This window comes from Bradyrhizobium sp. SZCCT0153 (assembly GCF_018129995.1).
GTDB classification, from domain to species: Bacteria; Pseudomonadota; Alphaproteobacteria; order Rhizobiales; family Xanthobacteraceae; genus Bradyrhizobium; species Bradyrhizobium japonicum_G.
In genome coordinates this window covers 175,153-202,047 of sequence record NZ_JAFCKS010000001.1, presented here as the reverse complement: position 1 = coordinate 202,047, position 26,895 = coordinate 175,153, and the positions used below count along the sequence as shown (strand labels likewise).

Below are 26,895 nucleotides of genomic sequence, written 5' to 3'. Positions count from 1 at the left end.
GGTCTAAATGTGCACTTGGTGCAACTTTGCAAGAGGTGAAATCATTTGAAGGCTTCGAAGCCCGCCAGAAAATCGGTCAGGACACGCGCCAAGCCATTGCCGGCACGGGTCAAATCCCCTGATAGTACCGGCCTGCGCCAACGCAAGCTGCAGGCCACCCGCGAGCGGCTGGCCCGCGCGGCGATGGCGCTGTTCCTGGAGCGCGGCTTCGAGGCCACGACCATCGACGATATCGCGGCCGCGGCGGACGTGTCGCGCCGCAGCTTCTTCCATTATTTCGCCTCGAAAGAGGACGTGGTCACTGCCTGGCAGGAGGGCGCCGCGGCCGCGCTGGTCGCGGAGGTCGTGGCGCGGCCCGCGGACGAATCCATGCTGACCGCGGCGGAGAATGCGATCGCGGCGGCGGTCAAGCGGATCGATCCGGCGGAGGCTGCGGCGATGTCGCGGCTCAAGCGCGACAATCCCGCGCTTCAGGCCCGCGACCAGCTCAAATACGAGACGATCGAGCGGGCGCTGGCGGACGGGCTCGCGCAGCGCGCCCGAAGCAAATCGGACAAGCTGAACGCGCGGCTCGTCGCGATGATCGCCACCGGCGCGATGCGCGTCGGCGGCGAGAGCTGGATCGGCGAAGGCGCGCGGGAGAAGCCGGAAGCTTTCGTGAAGCGCACCTTCGATGCGATCAGGGCGATATTGAAGTGAGCGCCCTCACCCCTTGAAGAACGCCAGCAGGTCCACGTTGATGGTCTCGGCGTGCGTCGTCGGCATGCCGTGCGGAAAACCCTTGTAGGTCTTCAGCGTGCCGTTCCTGAGCAACTTGGCCGACAGCGGCGCGGAATCGGCGTAAGGCACGATCTGGTCGTCGTCGCCGTGCATCACCAGCACCGGCACGGTGATCTTCTTCAGATCCTCGGTGAAGTCTGTCTGGGAGAACGCGACGATGCCGTCGTAATGCGCCTTCGCACCGCCCATCATGCCCTGGCGCCACCAGTTCTGGATCACCGCTTCCGACGGTTGTGCGCCGGGGCGGTTGTAGCCATAGAATGGACCGGCGGCGAGGTCGCGGTAGAAGCCGGTGCGGCTGGCGGCGAGCTGAGCCTGGAGACCGTCGAACACGCTCTTCGGCAGGCCGCCGGGATTGGCCGCGGTCTGCACCATCAGCGGCGGGACGGCGGAGAGGATCGCGGCCTTCGCCACCCGGCTCTCGCCATGGCGCGCGATGTAGTGCACGACCTCGCCGCCACCGGTGGAGTGGCCGACGTGGATGGCATTCTTCAAGTCGAGATGCGCCGTGACAGTCGCAAGATCATCGGCGTAGTGATCCATGTCGTGGCCGTCGGAGACCTGCGAGGAGCGGCCATGGCCGCGACGGTCATGGGCGATGACGCGGTAGCCTTGGTTAGCGAAGAAAATCATCTGCGCGTCCCAGTCGTCGGCCGACAGCGGCCAGCCATGGCTGAACACGATCGGCTGGCCCGCACCCCAGTCCTTGTAGAAGATCTCGACGCCGTCCTTGGTGGTGATCGTGGGCATGAATGGCTCCTTCAGTGAGACTCAGTGCGGCGCGCGCGAGGCGCGAGCCGGCAAGCGGGAGATGGTTGTGCAAGCGTTCGAGGTCGATGCCGCGCACCGCCCTGCGGTGGCGAAGATCGGGCGATCAGGCAAACGCCATCGGCCTGAAGCGGCGCCAGGCACCGATAGTGAGCAGCACGAAGAACACCAGCACGATGCCCTGCACCACGGCGAACACCGGGCCCGACGGCGGCGCTGGCGGTACGGCCGGTGCGAGCGCGGCGAGCGCCGGCACTTTCAGGAACGACTGGATCACCAGCACGAAGACGTTGAAATAGAGCGAGATCATCGCGGTCACGATGTAGACCGGACGCCAGATGCCGGCGAGCTTCATGCCGTAGAGCGCGATGCAGGCGACCGCGAGCAGGACCAGCGAGATGATGCCGATGATATGCGACGGCAGCAGCTCCTTGAACGGAAACAGGAAGCCGGTGGCGCTGGTCAGAATCGTGAACAGCAGGAAGATCGCGGTCAGGCCCGGCATCGGCTTGGAGCCGAGCAGGCCGAACATCGCGACGAGGCCGGCGGCGATGCCGATCAGGCTGATGATGACATGGACCAGTGTGAAGGCGGGCAAGCTCAACCCAAGAACCATGACATCTCTCCTACTCTCCGCATTGAGATCGGGGATTGATATTACGGCCCTCATCAGATTGCCACATGCGCTGGCGTCACACATGCGTGCGCAGCCATGCGTCATCGTGCGAATCGAAAAACGCATGGCTGAATTTTTTGCATCGTTGTCGCAAACGACGGCAGGCTTTCGACGAAAGTTGAATCGATCGCCGCAGCGCCGGCCCGCGGTCGGCGGGCCGACACGACGAAGCCTCACACGTCCTTGGTGTCGAAGATCAAGAGGTCGGCGCCGCCACTGGCGAATTTCGGCACGTCACCCGCGGCCGCCTTGCCTGCTTCGCTGCCGAATGCCGCCTGGATGGCGGCTACGTTGTCGAAGCTGAGAATGGCGACGAGGTGGACTCCGGAAGGTCCGGCGGGGGAGCCGACCGGGCCCGTGCTGACTGCGTATTTCTTCAGGCCGGGAAGTTTCTTGGCGAGCGGAATGTGGGTCTCGGCATAATGCTTGTCGAAGGCGGCAGCATCCTTGGGCGTCTTGTAGAGCACGACGAGTTCGGCCATTGAGTCCTCCCTTTAAGCGTTTTGTTTGTAGATCCTCATGGTGAGGAGCGTGCGAAGCACGCGTCTTGAACCATGAAGGCCCGGCTTTGGCGGCTGGGCCTTTCATCCTTCGAGACGCCGCTGTCGCGGCTCCTCAGGATGAGGAGATAGTCCCGCATGACACGGCAAGATGGCAAGCCTCAATCGACTTGCCATTCCCTCGTCTTGTCCTTGACTAAGGCGCGATCGTGGTTGGTTCCAGTCGTGATCGCGCCTTAGGTTTATTGTTTGAGCATGATCTTTTCGGAAAACCGCTGCACACTTTTCCGGATCATGCTCTAAAGCGCCGGTTTTGCGGCGTCGCCGAGATAGCCGTGCAGGGAGGCCACAACCTGCGCGCCCTCGCCGATGGCGCCGCCGACGCGCTTGACCGAGCCGGAGCGGACGTCGCCGACGGCGTAGACACCGGGCACCGAGGTCTCCAGCGGCGCGACAAGGCGGCCCTGGTTCTGCTCGGACTGGGCGCCTGTCACGACGAAGCCGCCGCGATCGAGCGTGATGCCGCAACCGTCGAGCCAGCCGGTGGCGGGATCGGCGCCGACGAACAGAAAGAGATTGCGGATGTCGGCGGATTCCTCGTCGTTCGACAGCCGGCTCTTCAGGCGGATGCGCCGCAGCAGCGAGGCTTCGTCGCCCTCGAGCGCGGAGATCTCGGTGTTGAACATCAATTCGATGTTGGGTGTCGCTTCGATGCGCTCGATGAGATAGCGCGACATGCTGGCGCCCAGCCCGCCGCCGCGGATGATCATCAGCACCTTTCTGGCGTGCCCCGACAGGAACACGGCCGCCTGCCCCGCCGAATTGCCGGCGCCGACCAGCGCGACCTCCTCGCCGGCGCACAACTTCGCCTCGACCGGGGAGGCCCAGTACCAGACACCGCGGCCCTCGAACCTGTCGAGATTCTCGATCTCCGGCCGGCGATAGCGCGCGCCGCTGGCGACCACGATCGCGCGCGCGCGCAGGGGGTCGCAGCCGTCGAGCGCTACCGAGAATGCGCCATCCCTGCGCGTGCAGTCGAGCGACTTCACCGTGACGGGAATCATGATCTCGGCACCGAATTTCTGGGCCTGGGTGAATGCGCGCGCGGTCAATGCCTGGCCGGAAATGCCGGTCGGAAAGCCGAGGTAGTTTTCGATGCGCGCGCTGGCGCCGGCCTGGCCGCCGAAGGCGCGGGTGTCGAGCACCGCGACCGACAGCCCTTCGGATGCGGCATAGACCGCGGTGGCGAGCCCGGCCGGTCCGGAGCCGACGACCGCGACGTCGTAGATGCGATCGTCCTTTGCTCCGCCGATCATGCCGATGGCGCGGGCAAGCTCGGTTTCGCCGGGGTTGCGCAGCACCTCGCCGCTGGCGGCGACGACCAGCGGCCAGTCTTCCGGCTTGGGCGAATAGCGCGCGATCACTTCCGCGGCGTCGCGATCACGCTCGGGATCGAGCAGATGATGCGGCTGGCCGTTGCGGGTGAGGAAACCCTGCAACCGCACCACGCCGGCCGAATGCGACGGACCGATCAGCACCACGCCGCCGACGCCGGCCTGGAGCAGATTGACCCGGCGCAGGATCAGCGCGCGCATGATGCGCTCGCCGAGGTCGGCCTCGGCGACCAGCAGCGCCCGCAGGCGCTCCGGCGGCAGCAGCAGCGTCTCGACATCGCCCTCGGCGCGGCCGTCGACCAGCGCCGGGCGGCCGGACAACTGGCTGAGCTCGGCCAAAAATTGTCCCGGCCCCTGGTCGATCAGCGGCGTCACGTTGCCGAGGCCATCACGCTGGGTGATGGCGACATGGCCCTTGAGCACGACGAACATGCCCGGCCCGGGCTTGCCGGTCTCGAACAGCAGCTCTCCATCTGCGTAGGTGCGAACCTCACCGAAATGCCGCATGCGCTCGATCTCGGCCGATGTCAGTGCCGGAAACGTCTGCTCAGGGCGGGTGAACCGCGACATCTGCGCGTCACCGTCGGTTCGTTGCGATTCGTCCTGCCCCATTGCCACTTCCATGCACTCCAAAAAATTCCAGCCGCCGGATTCTAGCTGCCAGTCTTCAGCCACCGGTCTTGCCGGCGACGTCCTCATTTAGGGAACCATCGTCATTTTGCGAGGGCTCGGCGGTTGCGGCGCGTTCGCGCGCCTGCAGCTTCCGCCGCTTCAGGTTTTCGCGCAGCGCCGATTTCAGACGGTCGTCCCGGGACGCTCGCGCCTGTCGCGAGTCCTGCTTTGCGTCCTGCCTCGCGCTGTTGTCGTTCTCGTCAGCCATCACCGGTCCATTACAGCGATCGGCGATAACATGCCCAGCGAATACGGCAGCTCAAGAGGCAAGCGCGATCCGATCGTGCGAAACTCAAAATGGGCCGAATCCGGCACCGCGGCCAACTGGCCAGTTGGTTGGGGATTTGCGGAACCGGACCGCCGAAAACCGGTCATTTCGGGACGAAATGGCCGATTCCGGCGCGCAACCGGCCCGATTTTATCGATTTCGCGGGGCCGGCAAGCTTGCACAGGAGGGGGGCTTGTGGCAGATATCGGCCCGCTTGGTAGGCCCCTGTGGCGGCCGATTCTCATCCCAGCACATGCTGCCGTAGCTCAGTGGTAGAGCACTCCATTGGTAATGGAGAGGTCGACAGTTCAATCCTGTCTGGCAGCACCATTCTTCAGCTCAGTCACGCATGAAGCAGCCTTCTCGCGGCATTGGAGGCCCGAGTTTTGCTGTTTTCCGTTACCCCCTTAAGTGAAGAGGGCGCAGGGAAGACCGGGTGCCGGCTGGCACCCGCGGTCCGCTGCGCGACAACGTAACGCAAAGAGACCGCACAGCAGCATACAGGTGTAGCCGAACACTCGGCCTTCCCTGCGCAGTGGGTTGACGGCTTATGCCGCGCTCTCCCCGGCGACGAGTTCCTTCTTGTCACCGTCGCCTTGCGAATTGGCGATGGCCAAAGACCCGGTTGAGCCCCGATCCATCTCCGCAAGGCTTGACCGTAGCAACGACGGCCAGGACCACACGATTTTGCCGTACGCAGCTCATCCTGCTTCGCCCGAAGGGCTTCGCAGGACTTGGGCGCCGTTCGTCCGCACGCTAGCCAAGACCTCACGAGGTTCATCTCGCCCTGGTCCCGCCTTCGCGTGCCCGGCACTGCCGCGTCCACCGCACCCCGATCCACGTTTCGTTACGACGGACGATCGCCCCTCTCCCTGGATCGGGATGGCGGTTATATGCCGCAAAACCGAATTTCGGTAAAGTGGAATATTTTTGTGAGGGAGGGTTGACGGGGTTTTGGGTGGCGCGGGTGTTTTGCCCGACGGGTCAGATTGGCGCACATCGTGGGCTTAAGCTCGTATATCGCCCCACCACAGGAAAGGGACACAAACTGACATCGAGCAGACTTCCGCTATGGGGCCAGATGCGGGACTGCGGAATGAGCAGGCGCCTGCTCAAGCTGCACCGCGCAAGCGGACCAGCGAAGTCCAATCCCTTCATGATTGCGGAGGACATCTCAAGCGGCAATTTGTCGGCTGGGGATGGGGTCACGCTGAACCTGTTTTTTTGCCGTCGGCGCATCGAGACTCGCTTGCTGCTCAAGGTTTAGCTAGAGTTCATGCCGTCTCAATCAAGTTCTGGGAATTGAGATGCATCGCTCTTTCCGAGTCCTTTTGTTGCTTTGCATGACCGCGGCCGCCAAGCCGGCCGATGCACAGGAATGCGCGGCACTTTCCGGCCGAATGCGATTGGCCTGCGCGGTAGCAAAGTATCCCGCGTTCGGCGCCCAAGTCGAGCGCTGCAAGGATGAGGCGCGCGCAATGGGCTTACGGGTTGTGAGAGGCGATCCCGGATTTAAAGGCTACGTGGTCGGTTGCGTACACCGCCTTCCGGCGGTAGCCCGACTTCAGCGGAATGCTATCACGCGCCATTGACGGCGATATGGCGGAGCTTGCCGACATGTCAACGAGCCTGTCGACCACATCAGGGCAGCTCGATGGTCTGAGGTCCGCTATGGATCACCTGCGACCTCGCGCGAGCAAGAGCTAAGGTCAGCTTTGGCCGGGAGTTACAGCGCACTCATCTCGCAGGAGCCTCATCTTCACCCACCTGATGCCCGGTGAAGCGATCGTCCGCCCGGCGCAGCCGGCGGCATAGCTCGCGATTGATGTTCTGCAGGACGATCACATAGGCGTGGATATCGGCCTTGTAGCAGGCGTAGAGCTTCTGGGCGGTCAGCTCGTAGAGCACCGTCGGACTCTGCGCGATCACCGTGGCGGATCGATTTTGCATTTCGATCAGTGTCATTTCGCCGAAGAAATCGCCGGGCTCCAGCACGGAAATCGGGATGACGTTGCCCGAATTCGTCCGCTTGCTCACCGCCAGCCGGCCGGATTTGACGATGAACAGCGAGCGTCCCGGCTCGCCTTCCGCCACGACGGTCGCGCCGACATCGAAGCTGCGTTCGACCAGCATCGACATCAGCAGATCGAGGCTCGCGTCCGTGAGGCCGCCGAAGAACGGCGTCGCGAGCAGGAATGCTTTCAGATCGGGGGCACTGACAGCCATGGCGATCCTCCGCGCTGCAAGCTATTTGGGCCGGCGCCCCTTTATCGCGTGTGCGCGCGCATTGTAGGTGATGCGACCATCGGCATCCGCCGGCAGGCGCGCACGGACCCGCGAGATGAGCATCTCGACGTCTCCCGCCTTCATCGCTGCAACCGCAGGCCGAACCGCAGGAGACTTCAGATTTGTTGCCCAGAAATCATCGAAACTGGAGAACGTCCGGTGCACTGTAATCTCTCGCGTTTGCACATCCTCGAGACCTGCTCCGGTCCACAGGTCTCGCAGCGCTTCCGTTCGTGACGCGTCCATCCGCGGCGGGCGGGTTGCCGCAATGCCCATTGCCTTCATCTCGTCGTAGATCGGATCAAGCGGAAAGCCGCCACCTAACATGTCCCACATGTACGTCACGACCGCACCGCCGGGGACAACGACTCGCACCATCTCGCTGACGCCCTTGGCGGGATCCGGAACGAACACGAGAACCAATGCCATCACCGCCGCATCGAAGCTGCCGTCGGCGAAAGGGAGCGCCATGGCATCACCCTGGCGAAACCTGGCCACGCGCGCCGCGGGCCGTGTACGCGCATAAGCGAGCTGCTCTGCCGAGGGATCAATGCCCTGGACCTCGACGGGGCTGCATCGCTCGACCAGCAGTTCAGTAAAGGCCCCGTTGCCGCAACCGATGTCGATCCACCGCAAACCCCGGGGAGGCGCCAGCCAATCAAGGAATATCTCGCCAGCGAACCGGCTCCAAATTCCCATCATCTGTTCGTAGGCGGCACCGTCGTCGAAGTGAATTGTCTGCTCTGCCATTTCCAGATCCTCCCGGCTCGACGACGATCCTTGGCTCCTACCATTCTGCACATAAAGGATGGGATCGGGAAGTCTCGGATGGGACTTGGTCGCCTCGGCTCACTGCCGCGCAACACTCTCCCCACGGAGCGTCCTTCGCTTTCGCCACACCTGCAGGTCGACCATGGCTTTTACGGTTACCCCAAGGATGAGCGCACAGAGCGCCGCCTTCGAGATCGTCTCCATTGTCCCCTCGATCAGCAGGCAATGGACCACGCTGCCTGCGACGATGACGATCGCCAGCGGTATGTGAACGAAGCGCCAGGTTCGCGGTCGAAGTCCCAATCGCCGGCGCAGCAGCGCCAGAAGCGCGACGGTGAAGATGGCCCACATCGCGATCACGCCGAAGGGGGAGAAGGGCGTCGGCGATGAGAAGGTCAGGGCGTCGATCATGTCGGGAGGGCTGGTGATCCAGAGGCCGGCGACATGGATCACGATCGCCAGAGCAAGCGCGCCGCCGATCCAGTGATGGGCGCGCCGGCCGCGATAGGCCGAGAATCCCGGTAAGTATCCGCCGATCAGCAGGGGCTGAATGAGCACGAGACCGAGCGCAATGATCCCCGCGAAGCCGGCCAGGATGTAGACCGGGCCGCGCCATGCGAGTTGCTCGCTCCCCGCGGCGGCGGCGATCGGAACGCAGACGGCCAAAGCAAGGGCGACCCAGATCAGGATCACCTTGGCCAGTCTCCACCGCGTGGTTCGCAATTCGATCAGGCCGACTGAAGGACGAAGTGCGCTTCCAGGCTGGTTTCCTTTGCGCTCCGCATCACCGGCCGCAGGAAGACCGTTTTGAAGTCGCCGCTGTCATAGGCGAGGTGGCCATGCGGCTGGCCGAAGATGGGAATGATCTGCGGCATCTCGAGCCGGAACTTGCCGTCCTTGTCGGTGAGCGTGGCGCCGTGACTCTGCGGCTCGTGCTCCTGCCCTTCGACCGTGTGCGCCCAGATCTGGATGCGTTGGCCGGCGAGCGGAGCGCCGTCGCCGGCGCGGCGGACGGTGCCGCTCATCCAGAAGCCGCCCTTGCCGATCCGCTCCACGACCGGCGCGCCCTTGCGGTAGTTGTTCGCCCCGCCCGACATCGAGTCGGTCGGTGCGAGCCCGTCCGCGCGGGCAGGCAACAGCAGGCCGGAGACGCTGGTTGCCAGGACCCCGGTTGCGAGAGCGGAGCCACTGGCGGCGAGGAGGCTGCGGCGGCTGAGTACGACCATGGTCATATGCTTCCTCCCGGCGAGCGCGCAGTTGCTCCGCCAAGCGTACAACAACAAGCGCAAGACGCCCAGTTGGGACCAAGGGTGCGACAGGCTGCAATAACAGCGTTGTGAACGGCTAAGACCGGATGGGTTTCGCTGAGCCTTGTCTATCCTGCAGCTTCATGCCGCAGATCGCGGTCACAGCCCGCCGAACCGATAATTGAAGCCGACGCGGAAGATGTTGTCGGTGACGTGAGACGAATACCGCACTGCCACCGATGCGCCGCTGGGAGAGGTGACCGGCGTGATGGCCGTTCCCGAGACCGTGCCGAGGTCGATGTAGAGATATTCGGCCCTGGCGGACCAATTCGCGCCGATGAGACCTTCGAGGCCGCAGCCCAAGGTCCAGCCCGCCCGCGTGCTGCGATCGCCGAACGACGTCGCGGCCGACGTCAGAACGACAACGTTCGTGCCCTGCGGACCGGTGATATTGGTGCCGCTGACGGCGCCGCTGGTGCTGACCTCGCCATAGGCGAGACCGCCTGTCACATAACCCAGAATGACAGGCGTGAAAGTGGTGCCGACACGGCCGCGGATGGTGCCGAACCATTCCAGGCTCTGGTTGAGACCGAAAACGACCGGCACGCCCGGAGTGTTGAACGGCGCGGTGTCGCCGATATGGCCCGGCGTGCAGGCGCCGTTGAACGGAGCCGCGGCCAGGGTTCCGCCGGCGCAAACGGCAGTATTATTGCCCTTTTGTCCCGATCCCTGGAAGTCGGCCTCGACGCCAAACACCCAGTTCATCCGCTGCCAATTGTAGCCGGCCTGGCCGCCGCCAATCACACCGGTCATGTCGAAACCGCTGGTGCCTGAACTCAGCAACGCTCCGCTTGCCGAGTCAGAAAACGATTGGGTGGTGGAGGAGTTGCCCCAGCTATAGCCGAGATTGAGGCCGGCGTAGAAGCCGTTCCAATTGTAGACGGCAGGCGGAGCCGCGTGTGCGTCGGCCGCGATCAATGACGCCAAACACACGATACCACTGAGGATGCGCTTCATAACCGCTCTCCAGCTCGATATCAAAAGTCAAGCAATCCTCATGAACCTAGCTGAGTTTCGCGGCCTTCGCTGTAACGCTGGCGCCACATGCCCGGCTTCTTTTGGCGGCCGACCCCGCGTCCGGTCGGGCACAGCGATTTTGAATGGCATCTTTGCGCCTGCATTTGCGTGGCCGTGCCGCGCTAACATCGGGACCCGGACGGCACTACATGTGAGAGCCCGGCGCGCATCCCCGCGCGCCCTCATCCGGACCCGCCATGATCCCCTTCTCAGTGCTCGACCTCGCTCCCATCCGCAGGGGTGGCGATGCGGCGCAGGCGTTTGCCAATTCGCTCGATCTGGCCCGGCATGCCGAGGCCTGGGGCTACAAGCGGTTCTGGCTGGCCGAGCATCACAACATGACGGGCATCGCGAGCGCGGCGACGTCGGTGGTGATCGGACATATCGCGGGCGGCACCAAGACGATCCGCGTCGGCTCCGGCGGGATCATGCTGCCGAACCATTCGCCGCTGGTCATCGCCGAGCAGTTCGGCACGCTGGAATCGCTCTATCCCGGGCGGATCGATCTCGGGCTCGGCCGCGCGCCGGGCACCGACCAGTTCACGGCACGGGCGCTGCGGCGCGACCTTGCCACCACGTCCGAGAATTTTCCGCAGGACGTGCTGGAATTGCAGGCGCTGCTCGGCGACGTGCAGCCGAACCAGGCGATCCGCGCCGTGCCCGGCATGGGGACCAAGGTGCCGCTGTGGATCCTGGGATCTAGCACCTTCGGCGCGCAGCTTGCAGGCATGCTCGGCCTGCCGTTCGCCTTCGCCTCGCATTTCGCGCCCCAGATGATGATGCCGGCGCTGCGCGAGTATCGTGCGCGCTTCGAGCCCTCGGCGCAGCTCGACAAGCCCTACGCGGTGGTCGGCGTCAATGTGTTCGCGGCCGACAGCGACGCGGAGGCGCAGCGCATGTTCTCATCGCTGCAGCAGCAGTTCATCAATTTGCGCCGCGGCACGCCGGGCCCGCTGCCGCCGCCCACGGACGACATGGACGCACTGTGGTCGCCCGCGGAGAAGGCCATGGTCGGCCAGTCGCTGTCTTGCTCCGCGGTCGGCACGCCTGAAGTGGTCGAACAGAAACTGAAGACGCTGATCTCCGAGACCGGCGCGGACGAGCTGATGACCACTGGCCAGATCTACGACCACGCCGCGCGGCTGCACTCGTTCGAGATCGCAGCCGGCGTGCGGGATCGGCTGGCTGGGTGAGCGCGGCGCCTCCTGAAGCAGAATGAGATCGGGCTCGATTGTGGCAGCGACCAGGAAGGTGCGCTTCCTCCCCGCTTGCGGGGGAGGGTTGGGGAGAGGGTGTCACAACAACGAAGAATCCCCGAGAGGTAAGAGCCCTCACCCCGCCTCTCCCGCAAGCGGGAGAGGGAGCGCACCGCGCTCGTGGCGAGCCTCGAGCCCTCTAGACTAATCAGGAAACCCGAACAGCCTTGCCGGATTGTGCACCAGGATCTTCTCCAGCGTGGCCTGGTCCGGCGCGTAGCGGTACATCAGCTCGAGCAGATCGGCGTCGTTGGGCGGCTGCTTCACCGAGACCGGATGCGGCCAGTCGCTGGCCCAGACGCAGCGGTCGACGGCGGCCTCGATATAGGCGCGCGCGATCGGGATCACGTCGTCGTAAGGAGCACCGAGCTTCGAGGTCTTCTCGCCAAGCGACAGCATGACCCAGAAATTGCCCTTGGCGAGCAGCTCCAGCATCTTGCGCAAATTCGGATCGTTGCTGCCGGCTTCCGGATCGGGCCGCGCCATGTGGTCGATCAGCACGGGCACGTCGAGATTCTCGTACTTGGCAACGCTGGAGACGATGCCGTCCTTCTCCGGCTGGATCTTGACGTACCAGCCGAGCTCGCGGATGCGGGCGATGGCGCGGGCGAAATCGGCGTCCGACAGCACGGCGCCGAGTTCCTGGCGGAAGCTGAAGCGGGCGCCGCGCACGCCGGCATCGTGCAGCCTGGCAAGATAGGAATCGTTCGCTTCCGCGAACACCAGAGCGTTGGCGCAGCCGCGATAGTTCGGGCCCATCGCGGCGAGGCCGTCGAGCACGACGGAATGGTCGGCGCCATAGGTGGTGGTCTGCACGATGATGCCGCGCTCGATGCCGAGCGTCTTGTGCACGCGCAGCGCCGCTTCCCAGGTGGCGGTCGGCATCCGGTAGGCCGCACCGGGACGCTCCGGATATTTGTCGATGGGGCCCAGCACGTGGAACTGGCTGTCCACGGTCTTTGGCGGCGGCGCCTTGACCGGGCGGCGTGGATTGGGATCGAACGGCAGATAGGTCGGCATGCGCAAAACTCCCTCAGTCGATCACAGCGGTGAAGTCGCACTGCACCAGCGCGCCGCCGTCCATGTTGTCCATCGGCAGCGCGTGGCGCGCCGGGCGCGAATGCTCGTCCGGAAACATCTTCAGCCACTCGACATTGACCGGCCCGCGCTGCGAGCGGTCCTTCAGCCACACCGTCATCTTGATGATGTCGTCGGTGGTGCCGCCGGCGGCCTCCACCATCGCCTTCATGTGCGCGAACATGTTGGCGCATTGGGCGTCGAGACTCTCCGGCATCGCGCCGGCCGCATCCCGGCCCAGGATGACGCCCGACATCACGAGATTGCCGATGCGGCAGGCGTTCGGGATCGGGTTGGCGTGCTTGAAGCCGCCGATGTGGATGCTCTTGCGCCGCTTCTGACTCGTCATGGTGCGCTCCCTCTCTTTTGTTGGTTCAGACGAACTGGCACGACACCGAGCCGAAGGCGCCATAGTCGGCATGAAACGTGTCGCCGCGGCGGATATCGACGGGACGCGTGAACGAGCCCGCCAGCACCACCTCGCCGGCCGCAAGATGCTCGTCATGCGGCGCGAGGCGGTTGGCGAGCCAGGCGATGCCGTTCGCCGGATGATTGAGCACGCCGGCGGCAAGCCCGGTCTCCTCGACCTCGCCGTTGCGGAACAGCAGCGCACCGATCCAGCGCATGTCCGCATCCATCGGGCGGAACGGCCGGCCGCCCAGCACCAGCGCGGCGTTGGCCGCGTTGTCCGAGATCGTGTCCATGACTTTTCGCGTCTTGCCGGTCTCGGGATCGATGCGGTGCATGCGCGTCTCCAGAATCTCCAGCGCGGGCGTCACGTAGTCGGTGGCGTTGAGCACGTCGAAGATGGTGCAGTCGGGCCCGCGCAGCGGCGCCTTCAGCACGAAGGCGAGCTCGACCTCGATCCGCGGCGCGTGGAAGCGGTCGAACGGGATCGGCGTGGCGTCGGCATAGAACATGTCGGCGAACAGCACGCCGTAATCCGGCTCGGAGATGCCAACCGCATTCTGCATCGCCTTCGAGGTCAACCCGATCTTGTGGCCCTTGATGATGCGACCGCGGCTGATCTGGAGTTTCGTCCAGGCGCGTTGGACGGCATAGGCGTCCTCGATGCTGAAATCGGGATATTCCTTGGTGAACATCGGGATCAGCGCCTTGGTGCGCTCGGCTTCATCGAGGCGCGCAGCGAGGCGTTCGATCGTGGCGGCGTCCAGCATGCTTAACTCTCCGCGGCGACTTTGTTGCGCAGCACGCCGATATGCGTGGATTCGACCTCGACGACGTCGCCGACCTTCAGCCAGCGCGGCGGGTCGAAGCGGGCGCCGGCCCCGGTCGGCGTGCCGGTCACGATCATGTCGCCGGGCTTCAGCGTGGCAAAGGTGGAGAGATAGGAGATCAGGAAATCGAACGGGAACATCAGCCGCTCGGTGGTGTCCTGCTGCCGCACCTCGCCGTTGACGCGCGTGACGATGTCATGGGGTCCGCGCGGGTCGAGCTCGTCGGCCGTGACGATCCAGGGGCCGATGCTGCCGGAGCGATCGAAGTTCTTGCCTTGCGTGACGTTGAACTTGCCGTGGCGCAGCCAGTCGCGGATCGTGCCCTCGTTGCACAGCGTCATGCCGAAGATGTGGGCGAAGGCCTTTTCGCGCGGGATGTGGCGGCCGCCCTGCCCGATCACGATGACGAGCTCGCCTTCATAGTCGAGCTGATCCGAAACCTTCGGCTTCTCGATCGGCTGGCCGGAGCCCGTCATCGAGGACATGCTGCGCACGAACAGGCTCGGATATTTGGGCAGGTCCGAACTGTCCTTGTACTCGGCATTGCGCTCGGCGTAGTTGACGCCGATGCACCAGAGCTTTTCGGGCGCCAGCACCGGCGGAAGCAGGACGAGATCCGCAAGCACGTAGTCGGGCTGCTGCCCGGCCACCGCCTCTTGCGCATCGGCCAGCGCGTTGGCCGCGATCAGCGCCTTGACGTCGGAGAAGTCGTGCCCGATGCGCTTCGTCAGATCGACGACCCCGCCATCAGCGGCAGCACCATAGCGCGGCTCTCCGTCCAACAGATAGCTCACGAGTCGCATGGTCGTTCTCTCCAATGATCTTGACGCGGTGCAGGCGAGGTGACCGCGCTCAGTCTTTCGATTTGGGGGTCTGGAAGACGGCGTTCAGCGTCACGATCTCGCCGAGGCGGGCGTAGCGCGGGCCGCCGATGCGCGCGATCGGATCGAGCGCCCTGGTCTCGACCTTGCCGTCAGTCACGAGGCCGTCGCGGAAGTGAAACATCACGACCTCGCCAACGATGAGCCGGCTGCGCGCGTCGCCGAATTCCAGGCACTGCCGGAAGCGGCATTCCATCGCGACCGGTGCTGCGGCAAGGCGCGGCACCTTGATGCGCTCGCAGCTCAGCGTTTCGAGGCCGAGCTCCGCGACCTCGCTGACTTCGGGCGGATGCTCGATCGAGCTGTCGTGCACCGCAGACATCAGCGGGGTATCGGCGATATGGATGACGTATTCCTCGGTATCGAGGATGTTGTGGGCGGTGTCCTTGTAGTCGGCGCCCTTGCGGCCGACGCTGATGGCCAGCATCGGCGGCTTCTGCGAGACGAAGGTGAAGGCGCTGAACGGCGCGAGGTTGAGCACGCCGCTCCGCGACAGGCTGGTCACCCAGGCGATCGGGCGCGGCACGACGATACCCGTCATCAGCCGGTAGATGCGCTCCGCGCCGAGCTCGCCGGGGTCGATCCGCATCGATCAGTCCGCCTTGATGTTGGCCTTGCGCACGACCGGAATCCACTTGGCGTCCTCGCGCTCGAGATAGGCCCTGAACTCGTCCGGCGTCATCGCCACGGCTTCGCCGCCAAGCTTCTCGAACCGGTCGACGACGGCGGGATCTTTCAGGATCGCGTTCAGCGCCTCATGCAGCTTCTCGACCACAGGCGCCGGCGTGCCTGCCGGCGCGAACAGGCCGGTGAAAGTCTGGCCGTCGAAATCCTTGTAGCCGAGCTCGGTGAAGGTCGGCACGTCGGGCAGCGATTTCAGGCGATGCGGGCTGGTGACGGCGAGCGCGCGGAACAGGCCGGCCTTGATGTGCTGCAGGCTGACCGTGAGCTGGTCGAACGCGAACTGCACCTGCCCGCCGAGCAGGTCGTTGACGGCAGGCGCATTGCCGCGATAGTGCGCCGTGACCCATTGCAGGCCGAGGTTGGACTGCATCAGCTCGCTGAGCAGATGGTTGGTGGTGCCCGGACCGGGCGAGGCCATCGTCAGCTTGCCGGGCTCGCGCTTGGCAAGGTCGATGAACTCCTTGAAGGTATTGGCCTGCACGGAGGGATGCACCTCGAGCACCAGCGGCGTCATCGAGATGGTCGAGATCGGCATAAAATCCTTCTTCCAGTTATAGGCGTCGCGCTTGTTGATCTCGGTCGCGAACAGCACCGGACCGTTGGCGCCGACGAACAGCGTGTAGCCGTCGGGCGCCGACTTCGCGAACGCCTCGCCCGCGATCATGCCGCCGGCGCCGGCCTTGTTCTCGATGATGAAGGGCTGGCCCAGCTTTTCCTGGAGCTTGTCGGCGATGATGCGGGCCGCGCTGTCGACGTTGCCGCCGGCGGGATAGGGGACGATCAGCTTGACGTTGCGCGCCGGCCATTGCTGGCCTGCCGCCGGTCCCGCCAACATCGCCGCTGCGGCAGCTATGGCAATCCAGATTAATCTCATGTCAACCTCCCGGCGGCGCTTTTAATTCAACGTCGAATGCCCAGACGTAGCGGATGGCAGCTCGAAAGGCATCTCGATCGGGGCGCAATCTTCAGATGCGCGCTTTACCTGTCGAGTGAATTGTGGCGTTCTTGTCCATATTATGGACAAGACGGCCTCATCGAAATCCACCCGCGTGACAGAACCGCGACAGGGCGCGCAGGCGATCCGGCGCGCGCTCGCGGTGCTGCGCATTCTTGCCGCAGGGCGCGAAGCCGGCGTGCCGCTGGCCGAGGTCGTGCAGGCGACCGGCCTCACCCGTCCGACCGTGCATCGCATCGTTCACGTGCTGATCGAGGAAGGCATCGTCGAGCGGCACGAGCGAACCGGCCACTATGCGATCGGCAACCAGGTGCCGGAGCTGGCGCTGGCGCGGCCGCGGCCCTCCCGGCTGCTGGTCGCCGCCAATCCGTCGCTGCGGCGCGCCTCCACCGAGATCGGCGACACACTGTTCCTGACGGTGCGGACCGGCAACGACACGCTGTGCGTCGATCGCAGGATCGGAATCTATCCGCTCCAGGTGCTGTCGATCGAGGTCGGCGCGCGCCGGCCGCTCGGCGTCTCCAGCGCAGGCGTCGCGATCCTCGCCGCGATGCCGGCGCAGGACGCGCGAAAAATCGTCGCGGCCAATGAAAAGAGGTTCGAGGCCTACCGGACCGACGTCGCAACGGTGCTCGGCGAGGTCACCGCGGCAAGACGGCTAGGATACGGCATGAGGGAGATCGGTCTCGTGCAGGGCACGAAGTCGATTTCCACCTGGATCAAGACCCCGGACGGCCGCCCCGCCGCCGCGATGACCGTCTCCGCCGTTCGGACGAGGCTCGGCCCCCGCCGCGAGCAGGAGGTCGCGGAGATCCTGTTGCGGGAGGCGCGCACGATCGAGCAGGCGATCCGCGGTTAGGGGGCGCTGTCAATGGGCTGACGTGCCCCGCGTTTTTGTGGCACAAGAGCCGCCATCGCCGAACGACCAACGAGGCCACGCATGCCCGCGCCAAAGCCGCCTGCCTTCGAGACCCTGAGCCTGCATGCCGGCCAGCATCCGGATCCTGCGACCGGCGCCCGCGCGGTGCCGATCTACCAGACCACGTCCTACGTGTTCCAGGATTCCGACCACGCCGCCGCGCTGTTCAATCTCGAGCGCGCCGGCCACATCTATACGCGCATCTCCAATCCGACCACGGGCGTATTGGAAGAGCGGCTTGCAGCGCTCGAAGGCGGTGTCGGCGCGATCTGCACCGCGAGCGGCATGGCCGCGCTGCATCTGGCCATCGCGACGCTGCTGAGCGCCGGCGACCACATCGTGGCATCGAGCTCGCTCTATGGCGGCACCATCAACCTGCTGGCGCATACGCTGCCGCGCTTCGGCATCACCACGACTTTCGTCAAGCCGCGCGATCTCGACGCGTTCCGCACCGCGATCAAGCCGAACACGAAACTCGTGATCGGCGAGACCATCGGCAATCCCGGGCTCGAGGTGCTGGACATTCCCAAGGTCGCGGCGATCGCGCATGACGCGAAGATACCGCTGCTGATCGACAACACCTTCGCCACGCCCTATCTCAGCCGCCCCATCGAGCTGGGTGCCGACATCGTCATGCATTCGGCGACCAAATGGATCGGCGGCCACGGTATCGCGATCGGCGGCGCGATCGTCGACGGCGGCCGCTTCGATTGGCGTTCATCCGGAAAATTCGGCGTGCTGACCGAGCCCTATGGCGGCTATCACGGCATCGTCTTCGACGAGCAGTTCGGCACGGCCGCCTTCATCATGCGCGCGCGCACCGAAGGCCTGCGCGATTTCGGTGCCTGCCTGTCGCCGACCAATGCGTTCCAGCTTCTCCAGGGCGTGGAGACGCTGGGCGTGCGCATGGACCGCCACATGCAGAACACGCACCTCGTGCTGGAAGCGCTGAAGGCCAACAAGGCCGTCGACTGGGTGCTGCATCCCTCGCTTGAGGACCACACCGACTACCAGCTCGCAAAACAATTGCTGCCGCGCGGCGCGGGCTCGATCGTCTCCTTCGGCATCAAGGGCGGCCGGCCCGCCGGGCGCAAGTTCATTGAATCGCTGCGCCTGATCAGCCATCTCGCCAATGTCGGCGACGCCAAGACGCTGGTGATCCATCCCGCCTCGACCACACATCAGCAGATGGACGCCGAACAGCTCAAGGCCGCCGGCATCGGCGAGGAGTTGGTGCGGCTGTCGGTCGGCATCGAGACCGCCTCCGACATCATCGACGATCTCGCGCAAGCGCTGCGCATCTCGCAAAAGGTCTAGGCCATGAAGCTCTCCGTCAACGGCGCCGAGGTGTTTGTCGCAACCGGCGGCCGCGACTTCGACAAATCCCTGCCCACAGTCGTCTTCATTCATGGCGCCGGCTTCGATCATTCGACCTGGGCCCTGCATACGCGCTGGTTCGCCCATCACGGCTTTGGCGTGCTGGCGCCCGATATGCCCGGCCATGGCCGCTCGCCCGGACCGTCACTCGCAAGCATCGCCGACATGGCCGACTGGACCGCCGCGCTGATCGATGCCGCCGGAGCTGCGAAGGCGCATCTGATCGGCCACTCCATGGGATCGCTGATCTCGCTGGAGACGGCGGCGAGGCATCCCGACAAGGTCTCTGCATTGAGCCTGATCGGCACCGCTGCGACCATGACGGTCGGGCCGGATCTGCTGAAGGCCGCCGAGGCCAACTCGCAGGATGCGAACGACATGGTGTCGATCTGGGGGCTCGGCTTCAACGCCGAACTCGGCGGCAGCCTCGCACCGGGCCTGTGGATGCATGGCGGCGCGCAGGCCGTGTTGAAGCACTGCGAGCCGGGCGTGCTGTTCAGGGATTTGTCGGCCTGCAATGCTTACGCGAACGCACTCACCGCGGCCGCTGGCGTGAAGGTACCTGCGACCCTCGTCCTCGGCGAACGGGACATGATGACGCCCGCGAAGGCGGGCAAGGCGCTCGCAGCGGCGATGCCGCATGCGAAGACTGTCGTGGTGCCGGGCGCCGGCCACATGATCATGGCCGAACGCCCGGATGAATTGCTGGCGGCGCTGAGGGGTTGAGTCCTCGCGATCAGATGGCGAAGAGTTGGGAATTCGCGCGATGGCGGCGCTCTGAAAGCACCGCCCGGACGGCGCGCTCAGCCTCGCGCGCCGAGCGGAATTGCCGTCCTTCGAGGCTGTCGAGCAGTCGCTCCGAGGAGAAGAAGCGGTAGCCGCACTCATCGCGGGTGATGATGCCGGCAGCGCGGTCGTGGATTTCGATGATGTAGGCGTTCGATCGGGATTTGTATTGGGTTTGGGACATCACTGCTCGTTCGCCCGATGAGGGCGTTCCTGTCGGATTTTTAGTGGGGTGAGTTGCTGCTGGAAGGCGATCAGCAACAACAACAGGCGCCCGTTGCCGCCGAGAAACAGCGCCGCGTCATGCCCGCATGCATGTCGTCAAGGTTACGCTGGTGATCGGTTCCCATATCGCGGCATCATGCTCGATGAGCAGTTTCGATGCTGCAAATATCGAGCGATTGTCGCGATTGGTCAATGAAATGGCACTCCATATTTGGCACCGGCGCGCCGGGGCGCTTCTCCCGTCGCAAGCACCGACAGACGGATTCATCTCGCGATGAGTTCAACACGGGCATGCGGCCGGCATGGTACGCTTCCAGCAACCACAAAGCAGGCAATTCGGGAGGTCCGGAGATGACGGATGATCTGAAGGGGCGCACGGCGCTCGTCACCGGCGGCTCGCGCGGGATTGGTGCAGCCATCTGTCGTGCTCTGGCCGCATCAGGCGCTGCCGTGGCGATCAATTGCCGCGAGCAGATCGGACAGGCCGAGCAGCTTGCGGACGAGATCAGCAAAAGCGGTGGTCGCGCCGTTGCAATTACAGCCGATGTCTCGCAGCGCGACGCCGTGGCCGCGATGGTCGAGCGCGTCGCGGCCGAACTTGGGCCCATCGACATCCTTGTCAACAATGCCGGCATCGCGATCACCCGCGGCATCGACGATCTCACCGAAAAGGATTTCGACCGGACGATCCTGGTCAATTTGAAATCCGTCTTTCTGTGCACGCAGGCGGTGCTGCCCGGGATGCGCGCGAAAAAGTGGGGCCGCATCGTCAACATCTCCTCCGGCGCTGCGCGCGGCGCCGGCTCGATCGGGCCGCACTACAACGCGTCCAAGGCGGGCATGGAGGGGCTGACGCGCGGCTACGCGGCGCGGCTGGTCAAGGAAGGCATCACCGTCAACGCGGTGGCGCCGTCGCTGATCGAGACCGACATGATGAGCGGGCAGCCGCAACTCGTCAGCCGCATCCCGCTCGGCCGTTTCGGCACAACGGATGAAGTGGCGAAGGCCGTGATGCTGCTGGTCGACAATGCCTACATGACCGGACAGACCATCGCGCTGAGCGGCGGGATGGCGTTCAACTAGGAGGGTGATCGTGGCCCTCCCTTCTCCTCTTGTGAGAGAGGGGAAGAAGAGATCACCACATCGTCGCGGCCGCACGCTCGGGCCAGATGCGGTCGTATTCGGCGCCGCCGACCCGGTTCTCGCTCATCTCGGCGAGAATCTGCCCCGGCGTCGGCAGCGCCTTGGGATCGACGCGCTTGTCGGGATTCCAGAGGTCGGAGCGGACGATGGCGCGGGCGCACTGGAAGTAGATCTCGTCCACATTCATCACCATCACGCTGCGCGGCGCCTTGCCCTCGACCTTGAACGACGCCAGCAGCTCCGGATCGACCGACAGATGAGCCCGGCCGTTGGCACGGACCGCATTGCCCGAGCCGGGGATCAGGAACATCAGCGACACCCTGGGATCGCGCACGATGTTGCGCAGGGAGTCGACACGATTGTTGCCGCGCCGATCCGGCAGCATCAGCGTCTTGGGGTCATGAATGCGGACGAAGCCGGGCACATCGCCGCGCGGCGAGCAGTCGATGCCCTCCGGTCCGATGGTGGCGAGAGCCGCGAACGGCGCCTTCTCGATGAAGATGCGGTAGAGCGGCGTGACGTGGTCGGCGACTTTGACGGTCGAGGCATCACCAACGGCGCCGTAGATGGCCTCTAGCTGCTCGACCGTTTCAATCACCGACATTCCGTTCTCCTTGTTGGCTATTCGTGCCAGCCTTCGTTCCTGATCACGCGCACGAGCTGGCGGCCGTGATACTCCGCACTACCCGCATTGAGGATGGTGACATCGGCACCGGCCGATGCGTCGTCAACGCTGCGGCCGAGACGGTCCGCGATGTTGCCGTCGCTGTGCCGCGCCCGGGCGGCAAGCCGCTGCGCCAGCACGTCCGGCGGCGCCGTGATCGCGACCACCACGACATGGGCGTAAGCTTGGCGCAACGCGCCGATCACCGTGCGTGAAACATTGGCGACGACGGCGCGGCCCGCCCGGATATCGTCGTTGATTTCGAGCGGCAGGGCATAGGAATGCCCGTGCGCCTGCCAATTGACGGCGAAATCGCCATGCTCACGCGCGCGGCCGAATTCCTCCTGGCTCAGCGCGATATTGTCCTCGTCGGCGGATGGCTCGCGCGTCACGACGCGGCGCGGAAAGACGATATCGTGATCGTCGACGCAGGCCGCCTGCGCAAGGCGCATCAGCGTATCCTTGCCCGCGCCGCTGGGACCGACCACGAGCACGAGCCGCCCGGGCCCGATCGCGCCGATCCTCTCGTCCGCCGCGGTCACGGTCTCGCTCATGCGACACGGCTCCCTTCGCGCCAGACGCTGCGGACCGCGGGGACGTGACCTGCGACATGCACGCGGATCAGATCGGCGCGCTTGCCGACGGCGATTTCACCGCGGTCGGACAGGCCGACCGCCTCCGCGGGTGCCTTCGTCACGGTGCGGATCGCCGCCGGAAGGCCGATGGCGGGCACATGCTCGGGCAATTGCAGCGCGGCCATGAGCAGGCTCGAGGGAATGTAGTCCGACGACAGGATGTCGAGCAGGCCTTCGCGGGCGAGATCGACCGCGGCGATGTTGCCGGAGTGCGAGCCGCCGCGCACCACGTTCGGCGCGCCCATCAGGATGTCGATGCCGGCCTGGTGCAGGCCGCGCGCAGCCTCCAGCGTGGTCGGGAATTCCGCCACGGAGACGCGATCGCGTACGGCGTCCGCGACGTTCTCCTCCGTGGTGTCGTCGTGGCTGGCGAGGGGAATCCTGTACTCATGCGCCAGCGCCACGATCTGGCGCATGTTGGTGGCGGCATAGGCCTTCTGGTACTCGAAGCGCCGCGCGAACAGCTCGTCGAGCTGGGCATCGGTCTTGCCGCCGTTCTTGCCGCGGTAATAGTCGCGCAGCTTGCCTTCGTCGCGGAACTGGCGCTGGCCGGGGGTGTGGTCCATCAGCGACATCAAGCGGACGTCGGGGCGGTCGATCAGCTCCCTGGCCTCCTCGACCACGCTCGGCATCGGGATTTCGCAGCGCAGGTGCAAGAAGTGATCGGCGCGCAACAAATCAGCGTCGCGCGCGGTCGTGATCGCGGCGGCGAGCGTGCCGGCCCGGCCGTCGACTTCCTCGGCGCCGTCCTCGCGCCAGACCCGCAGCGAGTCGAACACGGTGGTAATGCCCGAGGTGGCGAGCTGGCCGTCATAGGAGACGACGGCGGCGACCGGATTCCAGAACACTTTTGGCCGCGGCACGTAGTGCGCTTCGAGATGGTCGGTGTGGAGCTCGATCAGGCCGGGCATGATCAGGTCGCCGCCGGCATCATCAGCGCCCGAAGGCGCCCTGCCCTCGCCGATCTCGGCGATGCGTCCGTCGGCCAGAGCGAGCCAGCCCTGCTCGATCACCCGGTCGGCCAGCACGATCCTGGCGTTGGCGATCAATGTGTCCTTCGGCTTGGCGTTCATGTCCATTCCCTTCAGGCCGCAGCGGCGAAGCTGGTGACGTCGACGATGCGGTCGGCAATCAGATGACGGATTTCGTCGTCGTGGACAATGGCGACCATGGCGACGCCCTGGCGCTTCTTTTCGGCGATCAGTTCGACGACGACGGCACGGTTGGCGGCATCCAGCGAAGCGGTGGGCTCGTCCAGTAGAAGGATCGGCAGCTCCGAGATGAAGCCGCGCGCGATGTTGACGCGCTGCTGCTCGCCGCCGGAGAAGGTCGCGGGCGGGAGCTGCCAGAGCCGCTCGGGGATGTTGAGACGATGCAGCAATTCGCCGGCGCGGACTTGCGCCTCCGCACGTGCAAGGCCGCCTGCGATCAGCGGCTCGGCGACGACGTCGATGGTCGCGACCCGCGGCACCGCGCGCAGGAACTGGCTGACATAGCCGATGGTGGCGCGGCGGACGTTGAGGATCTGCCGCGGCTCGGCGGTGGCAAGATCGATCAGCGCGCCGCGATGGCGGATGCCGATCCGCCCGGAGTCGCAGCGATAGTTGCCGAAGATCATCTTCAGGATCGACGATTTGCCGGCGCCGGACGGGCCCGACAGCACGACGCACTCGCCAGGGTCGACGCGAAACGTCACGCCGCTGACGACGGGCAATTCGATGCCGCCCTGCAGGTGCATCGTGAACGTCTTGTTGGCGTCGGCGACGTCGATCATGGCGGTCATTGCAGGGCTCATATTGGGAGGCTCATACTGGAAGGCTCATGGCGGCAGAATCGAGGAGACGAGGAGTTGGGTATAGGGCTCGCGGGGATCGTCGAGCACCTGGTCGGTGAGACCGGTCTCGATGACGCGGCCGCCCTTCATCACCATCACGCGGTGCGACAGCAGGCGCGCGACCGCAAGATCGTGGGTGACGATGATGACGGCGAGGTGCAACTCGGCAACGAGGCTGCGCACGAGGTCGAGCAGGCGGGCCTGCACCGAGACGTCGAGGCCGCCGGTCGGCTCGTCCATGAACACCAGCCGGGGCTCGGTGACGAGGTTGCGCGCGATCTGGAGACGCTGGCGCATGCCACCGGAATAGGTGCGCGGCGCATCGTCGATGCGGGTGATGTCGATCTCGACGCGGCTCAGCCAGTCGGAGGCGGTATCGCGGATGCGGCCGTAGTGATTCCAGCCGACCGCCATCAGCCGCTCGCCGACATTGGCGCCGGCCGAAACCGCCATGCGCAGGCCCTGCGCCGGATCCTGGTGGACAAAGCCCCAGTCGGTGCGGAACAGAAAGCGCCGCTCGGCTTCGCCGAGGCTCGTGAGATCGCGGGTGACGCCGTCGCGCATCCGGTACGAGACCTGGCCGGCGCTCGGCGTGAGCTGTCCTGACAACATCTGCAGCAAGGTCGACTTGCCCGAGCCGGACTCGCCGACGATCGCCAGCACCTCGCCGGGATAGAGCGCGAACGAGACGTCGCGGCACGCGGCGATGCGGCCATAGGACTTGCTGAGGGATTCGGCGACCAGCAGCGGCTGGTCGTTTTCGAGCACGTCGAGATCAGCCATGTGGGCCAGCCTTGTCCTTGTACGGCGCGGCGCTGAGGCTGCCGTGATGGCCGACGGCCTGGCGGCCCTCGCAATAATCAGTGTCCGAGCAGACGAACATGCGGCTGCCCTGGTCGTCGGTCACGATCTCATCGAGATAGGAATTCTCGGTGCCGCACAGCGCGCAGGGCGCGTTGAAGCGATACGGCTCGAACGGGTGATCCTCGAAATCGAGCGACACGACCTGCGTATAGGGCGGAATGGCGTAGATGCGCTTCTCGCGGCCGGCGCCGAACAATTGCAGCGCCGGGCAATTGTCCATCTTGGGATTGTCGAATTTCGGCGTCGGCGACGGATCCATCACGTAGCGCGCGTTCACCTTCACCGGATAGGCGTAGGCCGTCGCGATGTGGCCGAAGCGGGCGATGTCCTCGTAGAGCTTGACGTGCATCAGGCCGTATTCGGCCAGCGCGTGCATGCGCCGCGTCTCGGTCTCGCGCGGCTCGAGGAAGCGCAAGGGCTCGGGGATCGGCACCTGGTAGACCAGCACCTGATTCTCGTGCAGCGCCGTCTCCGGGATGCGGTGACGAGTCTGGATCACGGTCGCATCAATCGTTGCCGTCGTCGTCGCGACGCCGGCCGTCTTGGCGAAGAATTTTCGGATCGAGATCGCGTTGGTGGTGTCGTCGGAGCCCTGGTCGATCACCTTCAGCACGTCCTGGGGCCCGAGGATCGCCGCGGTGACCTGCACGCCGCCGGTGCCCCAGCCATAGGGCATCGGCATTTCGCGGCTGGCGAACGGCACCTGATAGCCCGGGATCGCGATCGCCTTGAGGATCGCGCGGCGGATCATCCGCTTGGTCTGTTCGTCGAGATAGGCGAAATTGTAGGCGGGCGCGTTCATTCCGCGGCCTCCTTCATGGCATCGGGCGCATTGGCCTTCGCAAACGCTTCAGAAAATTCTTGGCGCAGCTTGCGGAGCAGGCCGAGCTCGGACTGGAAGTCGACGTAGTGCGGCAGCTTCAGATGCTCGACGAAGCCGGTCGCCTGGACGTTGTCCGAATGCGACATCACGAATTCTTCATCTTGCGCCGGTGCCAATGCCTCCTCGCCCAGTTCGCGGGCGCGCAGCGCGCGGTCGACCAGCGCCATCGACATCGTCTTGCGCTCGCTCTGGCCGAAGGCGAGGCCATAGCCGCGGGTGAAGCACGGGGCTTCCGTCGCGGAGCCCTTGAACTGGTTGACCATCTGGCACTCGGTGAGCTCGATGGAGCCGAGCGGCACGGCGAAGCCGACGTCCTCAGCTGCGAATTCGACCTCGACCTCGCCGAAGCGTATCTCGCCGGCGAAGGGATGGTTGCGGCCATAGCCGCGCTGGGTGGAATAGCCCATCGCCAGCAGAAAGCCTTCGTCGCCGCGCGCGAGGTTTTGCAGACGCAGGTCGCGATCCGCCGGAAAGTTCAGCGGCTCGCGGGTGAGATCGCCGACGCCCGCACCGTCCTCGGCTTGCGGCGAGGATTCGATCAGCCCGTCGCGGCCCAGAATGTCGGTCACGCGCGGCGTCGGCGCCGTGGATGCTTCGGCCGTTGCCGGTGTTTCCGGTACAAAGCCCTCGGCAAGAGACGGATCGAGCAGGCGATGGGTGTAGTCGAAGGTTGGCCCGAGGATCTGGCCGCCGGGAATGTCCTTGAAGGTCGAGGACACCCGCCGCTGCACCCGCATCGCGCCGCTATCGACCGGCTCGCTCGCGCCGAAACGCGGCAGCGTGGCGCGGAAGGCACGGACCAGGAAGATCGCCTCGATCAGGTCGCCGCGCGCCTGCTTGATCGCCAGCGCCGCGAGCTCGCGATCATAGAGCGAGCCTTCGCTCATGACGCGATCCACGGCGAGGCCGAGCTGTTCCGAGATCTGGTCGAGCGTAAGTTCCGGAACCCCCTGGTCGCCTCGACGCGCGTTGGCGAGCAGGCGATGGGCATTCTCGATGGCGCGTTCGCCGCCTTTGACTGCGACATACATGCGA

At 65.2% G+C, this 26,895-nt stretch carries 31 protein-coding genes and 1 tRNA gene; 8 read left to right on the top strand and 24 right to left on the bottom strand.

Annotated elements, in window-relative coordinates; all coding sequences use genetic code 11:
• Positions 1-45: 45 nt before the first annotated feature.
• Positions 46-699 (top strand): TetR/AcrR family transcriptional regulator, encoded by a 654-nt coding sequence (locus JQ572_RS00995; protein ID WP_211381128.1) that lies wholly within the window; start codon positions 46-48, stop codon positions 697-699.
• Between the two features lie 6 nt (positions 700-705).
• On the opposite strand, the gene JQ572_RS00990 is transcribed toward JQ572_RS00995, so the two are convergent.
• From JQ572_RS00990 to JQ572_RS00970, 5 genes are all read right to left on the bottom strand, one after another.
• Positions 706-1,530, bottom strand: a complete 825-nt coding sequence (locus JQ572_RS00990) for an alpha/beta fold hydrolase (RefSeq protein ID WP_211381127.1) — start codon at positions 1,528-1,530, stop codon at positions 706-708.
• A gap of 124 nt (positions 1,531-1,654) precedes the next feature.
• A complete protein-coding gene (locus tag JQ572_RS00985) occupies positions 1,655-2,164 on the bottom strand; it encodes a hypothetical protein (RefSeq protein WP_211381126.1) in 510 nt (169 codons plus the stop codon).
• 233 nt (positions 2,165-2,397) lie between these two features.
• Positions 2,398-2,706, bottom strand: coding sequence for an EthD family reductase (locus JQ572_RS00980; protein ID WP_211381125.1), 309 nt, complete (start codon positions 2,704-2,706; stop codon positions 2,398-2,400).
• Positions 2,707-3,023: 317 nt separating this feature from the next.
• A complete protein-coding gene (locus tag JQ572_RS00975; protein WP_211381124.1) occupies positions 3,024-4,730 on the bottom strand; it encodes an FAD-dependent oxidoreductase in 1,707 nt (568 codons plus the stop codon).
• A 55-nt stretch (positions 4,731-4,785) separates the two neighbouring features.
• Positions 4,786-4,998 carry a hypothetical protein gene (locus tag JQ572_RS00970; protein WP_211381123.1) on the bottom strand — a complete coding sequence of 71 codons (213 nt, stop codon included), beginning with the start codon at positions 4,996-4,998 and terminating at the stop codon, positions 4,786-4,788.
• Positions 4,999-5,313: 315 nt separating this feature from the next.
• Here JQ572_RS00970 and JQ572_RS00965 point away from each other — a divergent pair.
• Both JQ572_RS00965 and JQ572_RS00960 read left to right on the top strand, forming a co-directional pair.
• Positions 5,314-5,388 (top strand) — tRNA-Thr (locus JQ572_RS00965).
• Between the two features lie 766 nt (positions 5,389-6,154).
• Positions 6,155-6,325, top strand: coding sequence for a hypothetical protein (locus tag JQ572_RS00960; protein ID WP_211381122.1), 171 nt, complete (start codon positions 6,155-6,157; stop codon positions 6,323-6,325).
• 470 nt (positions 6,326-6,795) lie between these two features.
• On the opposite strand, the gene JQ572_RS00955 is transcribed toward JQ572_RS00960, so the two are convergent.
• The 5 genes from JQ572_RS00955 to JQ572_RS00935 all read right to left on the bottom strand — a co-directional run bounded on the left by JQ572_RS00955 (position 6,796) and on the right by JQ572_RS00935 (position 10,379).
• The gene (locus JQ572_RS00955) at positions 6,796-7,284 is read right to left on the bottom strand and encodes a Crp/Fnr family transcriptional regulator (RefSeq protein ID WP_211381121.1); all 489 of its coding nucleotides are present in this window, start codon (positions 7,282-7,284) and stop codon (positions 6,796-6,798) included.
• Positions 7,285-7,305: 21 nt separating this feature from the next.
• The gene (locus JQ572_RS00950; RefSeq protein WP_211381120.1) at positions 7,306-8,094 is read right to left on the bottom strand and encodes a class I SAM-dependent methyltransferase; all 789 of its coding nucleotides are present in this window, start codon (positions 8,092-8,094) and stop codon (positions 7,306-7,308) included.
• A 99-nt stretch (positions 8,095-8,193) separates the two neighbouring features.
• Positions 8,194-8,808: a ferric reductase-like transmembrane domain-containing protein gene (locus tag JQ572_RS00945; RefSeq protein ID WP_211381119.1), complete on the bottom strand. Its 615-nt coding sequence runs from the start codon at positions 8,806-8,808 to the stop codon at positions 8,194-8,196.
• A gap of 35 nt (positions 8,809-8,843) precedes the next feature.
• Positions 8,844-9,347 (bottom strand): peptidase associated/transthyretin-like domain-containing protein, encoded by a 504-nt coding sequence (locus JQ572_RS00940; RefSeq protein WP_211381118.1) that lies wholly within the window; start codon positions 9,345-9,347, stop codon positions 8,844-8,846.
• 174 nt (positions 9,348-9,521) lie between these two features.
• Positions 9,522-10,379: an outer membrane protein gene (locus tag JQ572_RS00935; RefSeq protein ID WP_211381117.1), complete on the bottom strand. Its 858-nt coding sequence runs from the start codon at positions 10,377-10,379 to the stop codon at positions 9,522-9,524.
• 257 nt (positions 10,380-10,636) lie between these two features.
• On the opposite strand from JQ572_RS00935, the gene JQ572_RS00930 reads away from it, so the two are divergent.
• The gene (locus tag JQ572_RS00930) at positions 10,637-11,632 is read left to right on the top strand and encodes an LLM class flavin-dependent oxidoreductase (protein ID WP_211381116.1); all 996 of its coding nucleotides are present in this window, start codon (positions 10,637-10,639) and stop codon (positions 11,630-11,632) included.
• A gap of 207 nt (positions 11,633-11,839) precedes the next feature.
• Here JQ572_RS00930 and JQ572_RS00925 read toward each other — a convergent pair whose 3' ends face one another.
• The 6 genes from JQ572_RS00925 to JQ572_RS00900 are packed head-to-tail and all read right to left on the bottom strand — an operon-like array spanning position 11,840 to position 16,449.
• Positions 11,840-12,715 (bottom strand): amidohydrolase family protein, encoded by an 876-nt coding sequence (locus tag JQ572_RS00925; protein ID WP_211381115.1) that lies wholly within the window; start codon positions 12,713-12,715, stop codon positions 11,840-11,842.
• 13 nt (positions 12,716-12,728) lie between these two features.
• Positions 12,729-13,121, bottom strand: a complete 393-nt coding sequence (locus JQ572_RS00920) for a RidA family protein (protein WP_211381114.1) — start codon at positions 13,119-13,121, stop codon at positions 12,729-12,731.
• A gap of 25 nt (positions 13,122-13,146) precedes the next feature.
• Positions 13,147-13,950 carry a 2-oxo-hept-4-ene-1,7-dioate hydratase gene (gene hpaH, locus JQ572_RS00915; RefSeq protein ID WP_211381113.1) on the bottom strand — a complete coding sequence of 268 codons (804 nt, stop codon included), beginning with the start codon at positions 13,948-13,950 and terminating at the stop codon, positions 13,147-13,149.
• Between the two features lie 2 nt (positions 13,951-13,952).
• On the bottom strand, positions 13,953-14,813 hold the full coding sequence (locus tag JQ572_RS00910; protein WP_211381112.1) for a fumarylacetoacetate hydrolase family protein: 861 nt from the start codon (positions 14,811-14,813) through the stop codon (positions 13,953-13,955).
• A gap of 49 nt (positions 14,814-14,862) precedes the next feature.
• The gene (locus tag JQ572_RS00905; RefSeq protein WP_211381111.1) at positions 14,863-15,480 is read right to left on the bottom strand and encodes a flavin reductase family protein; all 618 of its coding nucleotides are present in this window, start codon (positions 15,478-15,480) and stop codon (positions 14,863-14,865) included.
• A gap of 3 nt (positions 15,481-15,483) precedes the next feature.
• On the bottom strand, positions 15,484-16,449 hold the full coding sequence (locus tag JQ572_RS00900; protein WP_211381110.1) for a Bug family tripartite tricarboxylate transporter substrate binding protein: 966 nt from the start codon (positions 16,447-16,449) through the stop codon (positions 15,484-15,486).
• Between the two features lie 142 nt (positions 16,450-16,591).
• Here JQ572_RS00900 and JQ572_RS00895 point away from each other — a divergent pair, with 142 nt between their 5' ends.
• From JQ572_RS00895 to JQ572_RS00885, 3 genes are all read left to right on the top strand, one after another.
• Positions 16,592-17,389: an IclR family transcriptional regulator gene (locus JQ572_RS00895; protein ID WP_211381109.1), complete on the top strand. Its 798-nt coding sequence runs from the start codon at positions 16,592-16,594 to the stop codon at positions 17,387-17,389.
• 81 nt (positions 17,390-17,470) lie between these two features.
• Positions 17,471-18,766, top strand: a complete 1,296-nt coding sequence (locus JQ572_RS00890) for an O-acetylhomoserine aminocarboxypropyltransferase (RefSeq protein WP_211381108.1) — start codon at positions 17,471-17,473, stop codon at positions 18,764-18,766.
• Positions 18,767-18,769: 3 nt separating this feature from the next.
• Positions 18,770-19,552, top strand: coding sequence for an alpha/beta fold hydrolase (locus tag JQ572_RS00885; protein ID WP_211381107.1), 783 nt, complete (start codon positions 18,770-18,772; stop codon positions 19,550-19,552).
• 10 nt (positions 19,553-19,562) lie between these two features.
• Here JQ572_RS00885 and JQ572_RS00880 read toward each other — a convergent pair whose 3' ends face one another.
• A complete protein-coding gene (locus tag JQ572_RS00880) occupies positions 19,563-19,796 on the bottom strand; it encodes a hypothetical protein (RefSeq protein ID WP_211381106.1) in 234 nt (77 codons plus the stop codon).
• A 392-nt stretch (positions 19,797-20,188) separates the two neighbouring features.
• Here JQ572_RS00880 and JQ572_RS00875 point away from each other — a divergent pair, with 392 nt between their 5' ends.
• A complete protein-coding gene (locus tag JQ572_RS00875; RefSeq protein ID WP_211381105.1) occupies positions 20,189-20,920 on the top strand; it encodes an SDR family NAD(P)-dependent oxidoreductase in 732 nt (243 codons plus the stop codon).
• Between the two features lie 52 nt (positions 20,921-20,972).
• Here JQ572_RS00875 and JQ572_RS00870 read toward each other — a convergent pair whose 3' ends face one another.
• Genes JQ572_RS00870 through JQ572_RS00840 form a run of 7 tightly spaced genes read right to left on the bottom strand, consistent with a single transcriptional unit; the run spans position 20,973 to position 26,891 of the window.
• The gene (locus JQ572_RS00870) at positions 20,973-21,584 is read right to left on the bottom strand and encodes a pyridoxamine 5'-phosphate oxidase family protein (protein WP_211381104.1); all 612 of its coding nucleotides are present in this window, start codon (positions 21,582-21,584) and stop codon (positions 20,973-20,975) included.
• A gap of 17 nt (positions 21,585-21,601) precedes the next feature.
• Positions 21,602-22,198: a phosphonate metabolism protein/1,5-bisphosphokinase (PRPP-forming) PhnN gene (gene phnN, locus JQ572_RS00865; protein ID WP_211381103.1), complete on the bottom strand. Its 597-nt coding sequence runs from the start codon at positions 22,196-22,198 to the stop codon at positions 21,602-21,604.
• On the bottom strand, positions 22,195-23,352 hold the full coding sequence (locus JQ572_RS00860; RefSeq protein WP_211381102.1) for an alpha-D-ribose 1-methylphosphonate 5-triphosphate diphosphatase: 1,158 nt from the start codon (positions 23,350-23,352) through the stop codon (positions 22,195-22,197). The genes phnN and JQ572_RS00860 overlap by 4 nt, the downstream gene beginning before the upstream one ends.
• A gap of 11 nt (positions 23,353-23,363) precedes the next feature.
• Positions 23,364-24,062: a phosphonate C-P lyase system protein PhnL gene (gene phnL, locus JQ572_RS00855; protein WP_211381101.1), complete on the bottom strand. Its 699-nt coding sequence runs from the start codon at positions 24,060-24,062 to the stop codon at positions 23,364-23,366.
• A gap of 36 nt (positions 24,063-24,098) precedes the next feature.
• Positions 24,099-24,896, bottom strand: a complete 798-nt coding sequence (phnK, locus tag JQ572_RS00850) for a phosphonate C-P lyase system protein PhnK (protein ID WP_211381100.1) — start codon at positions 24,894-24,896, stop codon at positions 24,099-24,101.
• Positions 24,889-25,779, bottom strand: coding sequence for an alpha-D-ribose 1-methylphosphonate 5-phosphate C-P-lyase PhnJ (locus JQ572_RS00845; RefSeq protein WP_211381099.1), 891 nt, complete (start codon positions 25,777-25,779; stop codon positions 24,889-24,891). The genes phnK and JQ572_RS00845 overlap by 8 nt, the downstream gene beginning before the upstream one ends.
• Positions 25,776-26,891 (bottom strand): carbon-phosphorus lyase complex subunit, encoded by a 1,116-nt coding sequence (locus JQ572_RS00840; protein WP_211381098.1) that lies wholly within the window; start codon positions 26,889-26,891, stop codon positions 25,776-25,778. Before JQ572_RS00840 ends, JQ572_RS00845 begins: the two co-directional genes overlap by 4 nt.
• Between the last annotated feature and the right edge of the window lie 4 nt (positions 26,892-26,895).